The sequence below is a fragment of the Alterluteimonas muca genome, from assembly GCF_021191595.1.
In the GTDB taxonomy this organism is placed as follows: domain Bacteria; phylum Pseudomonadota; class Gammaproteobacteria; order Xanthomonadales; family Xanthomonadaceae; genus Luteimonas; species Luteimonas muca.
The window spans coordinates 1-10,667 of sequence record NZ_JAIWPS010000021.1 but is presented as its reverse complement, the minus strand read 5'-3'; the positions used below and the strand labels follow the sequence as shown (position 1 = coordinate 10,667).

Below are 10,667 nucleotides of genomic sequence, written 5' to 3'. Positions count from 1 at the left end.
ACTACATCGAGATGTTCTACAACCCGGTTCGTCGGCATGGTTCCGCTGGCGATGTCTCACCGGTAGAGTTCGAAAGGCGCTACGCGCAAAGCGGCCGATGAGTGTCTATGAAAATCTGGGCGGTCCAAGGCTTGAAGAAATAGCCATTGCGCGCGGCCCACAGCGCATCCCGGTTCGCGGGCACGAGTTCGACCGTGGGCGGGATCACCTGGCCCAGCAGTGCCGTCGAACCCGCATCGACCCCGAACCGACCAAGCAGGACAGGGTCTCCCAGCACCGCAAGGTTGCGCTTGTCGGCGAACAGTGCGTGGGCACGCGGATGCGGCATCAGCGCGACGTCCCCTGCCAGGTAAGCCTCACGAATGTCTGCATGCGAGGCATCCTCGAGCGCGAAATCGGTCAACCGGTTGTAGACAGTGTCGATTCGACCGTGGGCATCCTCAAGCCCGTCCGAACCAAACGACAAATCCTCGGGAGCGCTGATCACGCAGTCCACGCCATGGTCCCGAAACGCGTTCGCGTACAGCTCAAACTCGGGGTAAAGGAACTGCGCTCGCGGAGTGCTGTCCACGATGGCCAGGCGCGACGGCGTGCGCCCGGATTGCTGCCGAGCATCCTCCATCCAGGCCGTGACGGCCGCATCACGCGCTTGGGCCGCGTTGGTCCAGGTGGCCCATGCTGGCGGCGCGCAAGACCGCACGGCATCGAGCAACAAGGCATTGAGGAGCAGACCGCCTGGATTGGTGTTGACCTCGATCAGCCGCGGCCCATCGACCGTCAGGTGAAAGTCCAGACCCAGGACGCCCCCCGCCGAACCCGGATCATGGGTTGCAATGTCAGGGGCCCATTGCAGGACCCGTTGGCTATATCCCGGGTTTCCTGCGACGTCGAAGACCGCCGCCGCGACTCGTCCCATGGCCTCCAACGCGGGCCGATCAACGAACAAGGCATAGGGTGAAAATAAGTGCGCGTGTACGGCGGGATCAGTCGTGAACTCCGGAAAGGCACCCCGGATCGACTCGTGCAGACGGAGGATGTCGACCACTTCGCATGCACACCGCTGGTTGAGCGGCGCGCTTTCCAGGGTGGCACAGTCGATCTCGCAGCCTGTCTGTCCAACTATTATCGGAGTCCGCGGTTCAACCACAACAGGGATTGTTCTGTTGGATCGGTGGACATGGCACTGTTCCGAACGAGCAGAACACACAGCAGTCGCCTTGATGCGGACGCAAAACCGCTCCACAGCCCGTGCACTCATAGAAGAATTGACACGCTGTGATGGGCATTGTCTCGGTCGCCCGATGGCCGCACTCCGGGCAGGTCAAGACGCTTTCCAGCTTGACGTCACTCACCGCGAGTCCGCACCTTGGCCGGGAAGCCTGCTTCCGTGACTGCACGCGCGATTCCGGCTGCATCCGTCTGGCTCGATTCGAACGTCACCGTGACTGTTTCAGCCCGGGTGTCCACCTTCACATCGGCCACGCCCGGCACCTTCTCCAGCGCCTTCCTGATGGTGATGCCGCAGGCGGGACAGGTCATGTTCTCAACATCGAGCATCACTACGGTTGCGGGCGTCGCAAGAGCGGCACCGACCGACAGAGCAGCCACCAGGGCCAGTATCCACTTGTGCATCGCGCCTCCTACAGAATCCAGACGATGTAATAGGGAAACAGCAGCAACAGGACGATGAGGGCTGTCGCCAACCAGAGCCAACGTCGCCTGCGTCGCAGAGCGTCCGGGGCGATGCAACTGCCATCCACACCGCACCGTGCCGCCGGTCGATACAGCATCCAAAACGCCACGGCCAAGAACAGTACGGCGGCGGCGCTGAACCAGGGCCTCAAGGGATCGAGAGCTGTCAGGGTGCCGATCCAGGCGCCACTGATGCCCAGCAGGACCAGCACCAGCGGCACGACGCAGCAGACCGATGCGCCAATGGCGGCGATGCTCGCGCCAACGATGGCTGGAACAGACGATTTGGCCGGGGTTGTTTGCATCAGAGTATATTAGCCTCTGTACCTAGGTACGGAGTCAAGCCGTGCGTCCGAACACGTTTACGATCAGCCGGCTGGCGGCGGCGGCCGATGTGCATGTCGAAACCGTGCGCTACTACCAGCGACGTAGGCTGCTGCGTCAACCCGAGCGACCGATAGGAGGCGTGCGTCGTTACGACGAAAACGATGTCAATCGGCTTCAGTTCATCCGTCGCGCTCAGATGATGGGATTCAGCCTCGACGAGATCGCTGGCCTGCTACAGATCACAGGCGAGCGTTCTTGCGAGCAGACCCGTCAATTGACCGAGCGAAAGCTCGCCGATGTCCGTCTACGAATCCGCGAGCTGCGACAGCTGGAGAGGGATCTCGAACAGAAAGTAGCGCGGTGCGCCCAAGTGCCGGCGGGAGAGTACTGCCCAACCCTCGATTTTCTGGAGCGGCCAAGAAAGCCAGCTGCGACAGGCAGTTAGCTCACTTTCGGCCCGTTTTTACACGAATCCCTGCCGACCCTCGTGACCGCCTGCGCGTGCGCCCCGGCGAAAAAGTGCCGGTCGACGGCAGCGTGCTCGAGGGCAGCTCCCATATCGACGAATCGATGCTGAGCGGCGAACCGGTGCCGGTGTTCAAGCAGGCGGGTGACCCGGTGATCGGCGCAACGATGAACACCTCGGGCAGCCTGGTGATCCGCGCCGAGAAGGTCGGTTCGGCCACCGTGCTGGCGCAGATCGTGCAGCTGGTGGCCCAGGCGCAACGCTCGCGGGCACCGATGCAGCGCATGGCCGACACCGTCGCACGCTGGTTCGTGCTGGCGGTACTGGCCGTGGCCGTCGTGAGCTTCTTCGTCTGGGGGTTCACCGGGCCGGAGCCGTCGTGGACCTACGCCATCCTTACGTCGGTGTCGGTGCTGATCATCGCCTGCCCCTGTGCACTCGGCCTGACAACGCCGATGTCGGTGATGGTGGCCACCGGACGCGCCGCGCAGGCCGGCGTGCTGTTCCGCGACGCCGAGGCGATCGAGACTTCCGCCGCATCGATACGCTCGTCGTCGACAAGACCGGCACGCTCACCGAAGGCCGGCCGGTGTTCCGGGAAACGGTGCCGGTCGCGGGCTGGACGCACGACGAGGTGCTGCGCATTGCCGCGAGCATCGACCAGGGCAGCGAGCATCCGCTGGCCGAGGCGATCGTCGCGGAAGCCCGCAAGTGCGATCTGGCATTGGAAACGCCGCAGGGCTTCGAGTCATCGACCGGCATCGGCGTGCGCGGCCACGTGGCCGGACGCGCGATCGCACTCGGCAACACCGCGCTGATGGCCGAGCAGGGTGTCGACCCTGCCCCGCTGGCCGCACCCGCCGAAGCCTTGCGGGCCGAGGGCGCCAGCGTGATGTTCCTGGCCGTCGATGGCGCACTTGCCGGGCTCGTCGCCGTGGCCGATCCGGTCAAGGCCTCGACGCCGGAAGCGATCGCGGCGCTGCGTGGCCTCGGGCTGCGCATCGTCATGGCCACCGGCGACGGCGGGACCACCGCGCGTGCGGTCGCGCGCAGCCTCGGCATCGACGAGGTGCATGGCGAGGTGCGGCCGCAGGACAAGGTCGCACTGGTCGAGCGCCTGAAGTCGCAGGGCCGGCGCGTGGCGATGGCCGGTGATGGCATCAACGACGCGCCTGCGCTGGCGGCGGCGGATATCGGCGTGGCGATGGGTACCGGCACCGACGTGGCGATGTCGAGCGCCCAGGTCACCCTGGTCAAGGGCGACCTGCGTGGCATCGTCCGCGCGCGTGCGCTGTCGGAAGCCACGGTGTCGAACATGAAGCAGAACCTCGGCTTCGCCTTCGTCTACAACGCGGTCGGGGTGCCGATTGCTGCAGGCGTGCTCTACCCCGTCTTCGGCATCCTGCTCAGTCCGATGCTGGCCGCGCTGGCGATGAGCCTGAGTTCGGTCTCGGTGATCGGCAACGCATTGCGTCTGCGGGTGCGAACGCCTGCAGCTGATGCAGGCGACGAGGTCGACGCATCCGCACGCTGATCGCGGCCGTTCCACGTGCTCGACGTGCACACGCACGCGTGCGAAACAAAATCCACAAAACCTGTTGCGCTTCCCGGAGGGCCTCCTTACAATTCCGCTCCCGACACAACGGGGCCATAGCTCAGCTGGGAGAGCGCCTGCATGGCATGCAGGAGGTCGGCGGTTCGATCCCGCCTGGCTCCACCACGGTACGCACCACAGGCCGGTGCAAACGTGTTCGCAGTACCACGTCCCTATCGTCTAGAGGCCTAGGACACCACCCTTTCACGGTGGCGACCGGGGTTCGAATCCCCGTAGGGACGCCAAGCGAACACGACGAACGACGCCCGCAACCGCGGGCGTTTTTCGTTTGTGCCGATTAACGGATTTCCAATCCATTGCCTGCTCCAATCGCGGGTCGACGTGCAGTGCACCCCGCCGTGCATCGAACGGCCCGCGACCCTGGAGCAGCATGCCACCCGATCCCAAGGCCGCTGCGGCCACCACCGCCGCACATGACCCGCGCCCCACCCTGGGGCCGGCCGCTGCATTCGCCATCACCATCGGCATCGTGGTCGGTGCCGGCATCTTCCGCACGCCGTCGCTGGTTGCAGGCGCATCGTCGAGTGGGGCGATGATGCTCGTCGCGTGGCTGGTCGGCGGCGCGCTGTCGGTGGTCGGTGCCCTCTGCTACGCCGAACTCGCCACCACGTACCCGCAGGCCGGTGGCGACTACGCATACCTGCGCCGTGCCTATGGCAGGCGGCCCGCGTTCCTCTATGCATGGGCACGGCTGACGGTCATCCAGACCAGCTCGATCGTGCTGCTGGCCTATGTCATCGGCGACTACATGCAGCAGCTGTTCGACCTCGGCCCGTGGTCGTCGTCGCTCTATGCCGCCGCCACCGTCGTGGTGCTGACCGCGGTGAACTGGTGGGGCGTGCGCCAGGGCACGACGGTGCAGAACGTGCTGACGGCGGTGGAGATCGCGGGCGTGCTGCTCATCATCGTCGCGGGCCTGCTGTTCGCGCCCGCGGCGGCCCCCACGCACTTCGGCGGCGGCGCCGACGGCAGCTCGCTCGGGCTGGTGCTGGTGTTCGTGCTGCTGACCTACGGCGGCTGGAACGAGGCGGTCTACATTACCTCGGAAGTGCGCGATGCGCGGCGCTGGATGCCGCGCATCCTGGTCCTCAGCCTGATCGTGATCGCGGCCCTTTACCTGCTCGTCAACCTCGCCTATCTGCGCGTGCTGGGCCTCGGCGGCATGGCCGCATCCGATGCGGGGGCGGCGGACCTGGTGCGTGCCGCGTTCGGGCCGACGGGTTCAGCCGTGATGAGCGCGATCGTGGTGGCCGCCGCGCTGACGTCGGCCAACGCCACCATGATCACCGGCGCGCGCAGCGTGTACGCGGTCGGCCGTGATTTCCCGGCGCTCGGCTTCATCGGCCGCTGGGACCGGCAGCACGGCACCCCGCGCGCGGCGATGCTCGCGCAGGGCGTGCTTTCGTTGCTGCTGGTCGGCCTTGCCGCCACCGCCATCGACGGCTTCCGCACCGCGGTGGAGTACACGGCGCCGGTGTTCTGGCTGTTTTTCCTGCTGGTCGGCCTGTCGCTGTTCGTGCTGCGCCGGCGTGATCCGGCGCGCGCGCGCCCGTTCCGGGTGCCGCTGTATCCGCTGCTACCACTGCTGTTCTGCGCGACCAGCGCCTACCTGCTGTACTCCAGTCTGGCGTATACAGGCATGGGCGCACTCGTCGGCGTCGGCGTACTGGCGCTGGGCGGGGTGCTGCTGCTGTTCCTCGAACCGTCCACCCGCACCGAGGAGTCACCATGAGCTTCCCGAAGACACTCGCCGGTCTGCTGCTGTGCCTGCCCCTGGTGGCAGCCTGCGCGGACGAGGCGACACCGGCCGAACGCACCAGCGACGCCGCGATGACCGCCACCGCCGACGCGCAGGACATGCAGCCCGTCTCCGCCGCCACCGAACCGCCCTCCCCCTATGCCGAAGTCGACATCCCGAAACCCAGCCGCGAACCCGACGTGATCTACGTCCCCACCCCGCAGCCGGTGGTGGACGCGATGCTGGAACTGGCAGGGGTGGACTCCAACGACATCCTCTACGACCTCGGCTCCGGCGATGGCCGCATCCCGGTCACCGCCGCACAGAAGCATGGCATCCGCGCCGTCGGCATCGACATCAACCCGATCCGCATACGCGAGGCGAACGCCAACGCCGAGAAGGCCGGCGTGACCGACCTGGTGGAGTTTCGCGAGGAGGATCTGTTCGAGACCGACATCAGCGAGGCCACGGTGGTCACGCTGTACCTGCTGCAGAGCCTCAACGTGCGCCTGCGGCCGAAGCTGCTGAGCGAACTCAGGCCCGGCACCCGCATCGTCAGCCACGCGTTCGACATGGCCAACGAGTGGGAGCCCGAAGAGACCCGCGCCGTCGGCGACAGCAGCATGATCTACCTGTGGACGGTGCCCGAGCGCTGAGGCGCGGGGCTTGCGGTCAGGCTTCGGCGAGCGGTTCCGCTTCGCCGGCCGGCACCAGCGTGGCCACGCCGTGGCCGCGCTCGGCCAGGTACTGCAGCCATTTGCCGAGGAAGGTGTTCATCCGCATGCGGTGACCGATCACCTCGGCCGGCGGCGGGAACATGCCGATGACGTCCTGCCAGCGCCGCCCCACGTAACAGTGCGTAGCCTCGACCTGGCGGGCGTCGCGGTACAGGCGCAGATAGGCGGAGGGATCGGGCTCTCCGGTGAGCGGATCGACCAGTCCGTACGACAGCCGCAGCTCGGTGGTGTAACGGTGCTGGTCGAGCACGTCCAGGTGCACATCCAGGCCATCGCCGATGCTCGACAGGTAACGCCCGGGGGCAAGTCCGCCCGGCTCGAACAGCCGCACCAGGCGCGTGTGGTTCTCGGCGTACAGACCCATCAGCCAGCCGAGGCGGCCGAGACGGGGGATGCGGGGCTGGCGGAGCATCAATCGGGACATGGATCGATCCTACACGCCGGATCGCCAACGTTGGCCGCACGGGGCACGCCGCACCTGAGCCCGCCGTTCATGGGGTTCAGGAAATGCGGAGCGCCGGTCAGAACATCTCGCGGTTGATGTCGAGGTCCTCGAGGATCCGGCTGGAGATCTCCTCGATCGACGCATGCGTGGTGCTGAGGATCGGGATGCGTTCCATGCGCAGCATCGTCTCCGCCGCAGCCACTTCGGTGCGGCAGGTCTCGAGCTTGGCGTAGTGCGAATTGGGCCGTCGCTCCTGGCGGATCTGGTGCAGGCGCTGCGGATCGATCGTCAGCCCGTAGAGCTTGGAACGGTACGGGCGCAGCCGTGGCGGCAGCCGGTCCGATTCCAGGTCCTCCTCGGTGAGCGGGTAGTTGGCTGCACGGATGCCGTAGTGCAGGGCCAGGTACACGCAGGTCGGCGTCTTGCCGGCGCGCGACACCGCCACCAGGATCACGTCGGCCTCGTCGTAGTTCAGCGCGATGCCGTCGTCGTGCGCCAGCGCGAAGTTCATCGCGTTGATGCGCCGGTGGTAGGTGTCGAAGTCCACCATCCCGTGCGCGCGGCCGACCCGCGACTCGCGCGCCACCCCAAGCTCCACTTCCATCGGCGCGATGAACGGTGCGAACACGTCGAGGATCAGCGCACCACTGCGCGCCAGGGCGGCGTTGATGGCCGGGTCCACGCAGGAACTCACCACGATCGGCCGGTAGCCGTGGTGCTCGCACGCGCGCCCGATCTCGGCCACTGCCTGCTCCGCCTTCTCGACGCTGTCGACGAAGGGGATGCGGTCGGTGACAAAGCGGAAGCCCACGAACTGCGTCAGCAGGCTGTGGCCGATGGTCTCGGCGGTGATCCCGGTACCGTCGGACACGTAGAACACCGGCCGCACCGGGGAATGGTTCGAGTCCTGGGCCATCTTTACTCCGCGCCAATGTTCGCGAGGGCTAAAATAGCGCCTTCGCCGGGCCGCGTCCCGCGCGACACCCGCTTCGCCTTCCGAAAACACCCATGGAGAGCCTCCCTTGAGCGCCAATATCCTCTGGCTGCACGACCTGCGACTCGGCGACCTCGCCCAGGTCGGCGGCAAGAACTCCTCGCTTGGCGAGATGATCGGCAACCTGGCCCAGCTCGGCGTTTCGGTGCCGGGCGGATTTGCCACCACCGCCGATGCGTTCAAGGACTTCATCGCCCACAACAACCTGCACCAGCGCATCTTCGACCGCCTGGCCACGCTGGATGTCGAGGATGTCACCGCGCTGACCGCCGCCGGTGGCGAGATCCGTGGCTGGGTGATCGAGGCGCCGCTGCAGCCGGGCCTGGAGCAGGACATCCGCACCGCCTACGCGAAGCTGTGCGCCGACAACGGCGGTGGCGAGGTTGCGGTGGCGGTGCGCTCTTCAGCGACGGCCGAGGATCTGCCCGATGCCTCGTTCGCCGGCCAGCAGGAAACCTTCCTCAACGTCACCGGCGCCGACGACGTCGTGGTCAAGGTCAAGGAGGTCTTCGCAAGCCTCTACAACGACCGCGCGATCGCCTATCGCGTGCATCACGGCTTCAAGCACGAGGACGTGTTCCTGTCGGCCGGCGTGCAGCTGATGGTGCGTTCGGACTGTGGCGCCTCGGGCGTGCTGTTCACCCTCGACACCGAATCCGGCTTCCGCGACGTGGTGTTCATCACCTCGAGCTACGGCCTCGGCGAGAACGTCGTGCAGGGCGCGGTCAATCCCGACGAGTTCTATGTCTACAAGCCCACGCTGCGGCAGGGCAAGCCGGCGATCCTGCGCCGCTCGCTGGGCGCCAAGCAGATCCGCATGGTCTATTCCGACCAGCCGGGCGAGCGCGTGCGCAACGAGGACACCCCCGCCGCGCTGCGTGCGAAGTTCTCGATCACCGACGAGGATGTGCAGGAACTCGCACGCCAGGCGCTGACCATCGAGCAGCATTACGAGCGGCCGATGGACATCGAGTGGGCGAAGGATGGCGTCAGCGGCAAGCTGTTCATCGTGCAGGCGCGCCCGGAAACGGTGAAGTCGCGCGGCAAGGCCACGCAGATCGAGCGCTACACGCTGGGCCAGCGCGGCCCGGTGGTCACCGAAGGCCGTGCGATCGGCCAGAAGATCGGCTCAGGCGTTGCACGCGTGGTGCGTTCGCTCGACGACATGCACAAGGTGCAGCCGGGCGACGTGCTGGTCGCCGACATGACCGATCCGGACTGGGAGCCGGTGATGAAGCGCTCCGCGGCGATCGTCACCAACCGGGGTGGCCGCACCTGCCACGCCGCGATCATCGCCCGCGAGCTGGGCGTACCCGCCGTGGTCGGCACCGGCAACGCGCTGGACAGCATCAAGGATGGCCAGATGGTCACGGTGAGCTGCGCCGAGGGTGATACCGGCATCATCTACGACGGCGAGCTGCCCTTCGAACGCACGACGACCGACCTGTCGTCGATGCCGGAAGCACCGCTCAAGATCATGATGAACGTCGCCAACCCGGAACGCGCCTTCGACTTCGGCCAGCTGCCCAACGCCGGCATCGGCCTGGCGCGCCTGGAGATGATCATCGCCAGCCATATCGGCGTGCATCCGCGTGCGCTGCTGGAATACGACCGCCAGGATGCGAAGACGAAGGGGGCAATCGACGAGCGCATCGCCGGCTACGCCGATCCGGTGTCGTTCTACGTCGACCGCCTCGCCGAGGGCATCGCCACGCTGACGGCCTCGGTGGCACCGAACCCGGTCATCGTGCGCATGTCCGACTTCAAGTCGAACGAATACGCCAACCTGCTCGGCGGCCGCCAGTACGAGCCGGAGGAAGAAAACCCGATGATCGGCTTCCGCGGCGCCAGCCGCTATGTCGATCCGTCATTCGCACCCTCCTTCGCCCTCGAGTGCCGGGCGGTCAAGCGCGTGCGCGAGGACATGGGGCTGGACAACCTCTGGGTGATGATCCCGTTCGTGCGCACGCTGGGCGAAGGCCGCAAGGTGCTCGACGTGCTGGCACAGAACGGCCTCAAGCAGGGTGACAACGGGCTCAAGGTCATCATGATGTGCGAGGTGCCGTCGAATGCACTGCTGGCCGACGAGTTCCTCGACATGTTCGACGGCTTCTCGATCGGCTCCAACGACATGACCCAGCTGACCCTCGGGTTGGATCGCGATTCGGCGATCGTCGCCGGGCTGTTCGACGAGCGCGATCCTGCCGTCAAGAAGATGCTGTCGATGGCCATCCAGGCAGCGCGCCGCCGCGGCAAGTACATCGGCATCTGTGGCCAGGGGCCGAGCGACCATCCGGACCTTGCGGAGTGGTTGATGCAGGAAGGCATCGAGTCGGTCTCGCTCAATCCGGACACGGTGGTCGACACCTGGCTGCGGCTGGCGAAGCTCAAGGCGCAGGGCTGATTCCACTGCGGTGACAGCTGTACAAAAGGCCGGGGCCTGCAAGGGCTCCGGCTTTTTTGTGGAGCGTTCTCCCGCGTCGGGGCGATGGCAGACGTTTGGACTGCTCGGGCACGCCGGTGAATTACTCCGTTGCGACGCGCGCCCCCGTCGCGCGCACCGGGGGGTGTGCTCCCCCGGCCGGAGTCCGCGTCCAGCTACCACGGCCGGCCGCCGGCCATCCATGGCCGGCTGGGAGCACACCCCCCGGTG

General features: G+C 66.6%; 10 protein-coding genes, 2 tRNA genes and 1 pseudogene. 7 read left to right on the top strand and 6 right to left on the bottom strand.

Going from position 1 to position 10,667, the window contains the following annotated elements:
- Positions 1 to 79 precede the first annotated feature (79 nt).
- The 4 genes from LDO11_RS15615 to LDO11_RS15600 form a co-directional block, all read right to left on the bottom strand.
- Positions 80 to 1,045, bottom strand: coding sequence for a hypothetical protein (locus LDO11_RS15615; protein WP_232142348.1), 966 nt, complete (start codon positions 1,043 to 1,045; stop codon positions 80 to 82).
- A gap of 94 nt (positions 1,046 to 1,139) precedes the next feature.
- Positions 1,140 to 1,415 (bottom strand): GDCCVxC domain-containing (seleno)protein, encoded by a 276-nt coding sequence (locus LDO11_RS15610; RefSeq protein WP_255683533.1) that lies wholly within the window; start codon positions 1,413 to 1,415, stop codon positions 1,140 to 1,142.
- Positions 1,345 to 1,632 (bottom strand): heavy-metal-associated domain-containing protein, encoded by a 288-nt coding sequence (locus tag LDO11_RS15605; protein ID WP_232142347.1) that lies wholly within the window; start codon positions 1,630 to 1,632, stop codon positions 1,345 to 1,347. The genes LDO11_RS15610 and LDO11_RS15605 overlap by 71 nt, the downstream gene beginning before the upstream one ends.
- An 8-nt stretch (positions 1,633 to 1,640) precedes the next feature.
- Positions 1,641 to 1,997 (bottom strand): mercuric transporter MerT family protein, encoded by a 357-nt coding sequence (locus LDO11_RS15600; RefSeq protein ID WP_232142346.1) that lies wholly within the window; start codon positions 1,995 to 1,997, stop codon positions 1,641 to 1,643.
- A 41-nt stretch (positions 1,998 to 2,038) separates the two neighbouring features.
- Between LDO11_RS15600 and LDO11_RS15595 the strand changes: the two genes are divergently transcribed.
- The 6 genes and pseudogenes from LDO11_RS15595 to LDO11_RS15570 all read left to right on the top strand — a co-directional run bounded on the left by LDO11_RS15595 (position 2,039) and on the right by LDO11_RS15570 (position 6,494).
- Positions 2,039 to 2,464 (top strand): MerR family transcriptional regulator, encoded by a 426-nt coding sequence (locus tag LDO11_RS15595; protein WP_232142345.1) that lies wholly within the window; start codon positions 2,039 to 2,041, stop codon positions 2,462 to 2,464.
- Positions 2,465 to 2,508: 44 nt separating this feature from the next.
- Positions 2,509 to 4,019 (top strand): annotated as a pseudogene (locus LDO11_RS15590) (copper-translocating P-type ATPase); the annotation flags it as partial.
- Positions 4,020 to 4,129: 110 nt separating this feature from the next.
- A tRNA-Ala gene (locus tag LDO11_RS15585) sits at positions 4,130 to 4,205 on the top strand.
- 43 nt (positions 4,206 to 4,248) lie between these two features.
- A tRNA-Glu gene (locus LDO11_RS15580) sits at positions 4,249 to 4,324 on the top strand.
- Positions 4,325 to 4,470: 146 nt separating this feature from the next.
- A complete protein-coding gene (locus LDO11_RS15575) occupies positions 4,471 to 5,832 on the top strand; it encodes an APC family permease (protein WP_232142344.1) in 1,362 nt (453 codons plus the stop codon).
- The gene (locus LDO11_RS15570; RefSeq protein WP_206733291.1) at positions 5,829 to 6,494 is read left to right on the top strand and encodes an SAM-dependent methyltransferase; all 666 of its coding nucleotides are present in this window, start codon (positions 5,829 to 5,831) and stop codon (positions 6,492 to 6,494) included. Before LDO11_RS15575 ends, LDO11_RS15570 begins: the two co-directional genes overlap by 4 nt.
- Before the next feature lie 16 nt (positions 6,495 to 6,510).
- Here the strand turns inward: LDO11_RS15570 and LDO11_RS15565 are convergent, their stop codons facing one another.
- Positions 6,511 to 6,999 (bottom strand): DUF1249 domain-containing protein, encoded by a 489-nt coding sequence (locus LDO11_RS15565; RefSeq protein ID WP_232142343.1) that lies wholly within the window; start codon positions 6,997 to 6,999, stop codon positions 6,511 to 6,513.
- A 97-nt stretch (positions 7,000 to 7,096) separates the two neighbouring features.
- On the bottom strand, positions 7,097 to 7,936 hold the full coding sequence (ppsR, locus tag LDO11_RS15560) for a posphoenolpyruvate synthetase regulatory kinase/phosphorylase PpsR (RefSeq protein WP_232142342.1): 840 nt from the start codon (positions 7,934 to 7,936) through the stop codon (positions 7,097 to 7,099).
- Positions 7,937 to 8,042: 106 nt separating this feature from the next.
- Here ppsR and ppsA point away from each other — a divergent pair, with 106 nt between their 5' ends.
- Entirely contained in the window at positions 8,043 to 10,418 is a 2,376-nt protein-coding gene (ppsA, locus tag LDO11_RS15555) for a phosphoenolpyruvate synthase (protein ID WP_232142341.1), read from the top strand.
- Positions 10,419 to 10,667: the final 249 nt, after the last annotated feature.

Coding starts and splice junctions, on each gene's coding strand:
- LDO11_RS15610 (WP_255683533.1), bottom strand. CDS start 1,415: ATGCAGCCGGAATCGCGCGTGCAGTCACGGAAGCAGGCTTCCCGGCCA.
- LDO11_RS15605 (WP_232142347.1), bottom strand. CDS start 1,632: ATGCACAAGTGGATACTGGCCCTGGTGGCTGCTCTGTCGGTCGGTGCC.
- LDO11_RS15600 (WP_232142346.1), bottom strand. CDS start 1,997: ATGCAAACAACCCCGGCCAAATCGTCTGTTCCAGCCATCGTTGGCGCG.
- LDO11_RS15575 (WP_232142344.1), top strand. CDS start 4,471: ATGCCACCCGATCCCAAGGCCGCTGCGGCCACCACCGCCGCACATGAC.
- LDO11_RS15570 (WP_206733291.1), top strand. CDS start 5,829: ATGAGCTTCCCGAAGACACTCGCCGGTCTGCTGCTGTGCCTGCCCCTG.
- LDO11_RS15565 (WP_232142343.1), bottom strand. CDS start 6,999: ATGTCCCGATTGATGCTCCGCCAGCCCCGCATCCCCCGTCTCGGCCGC.
- ppsR (WP_232142342.1), bottom strand. CDS start 7,936: ATGGCCCAGGACTCGAACCATTCCCCGGTGCGGCCGGTGTTCTACGTG.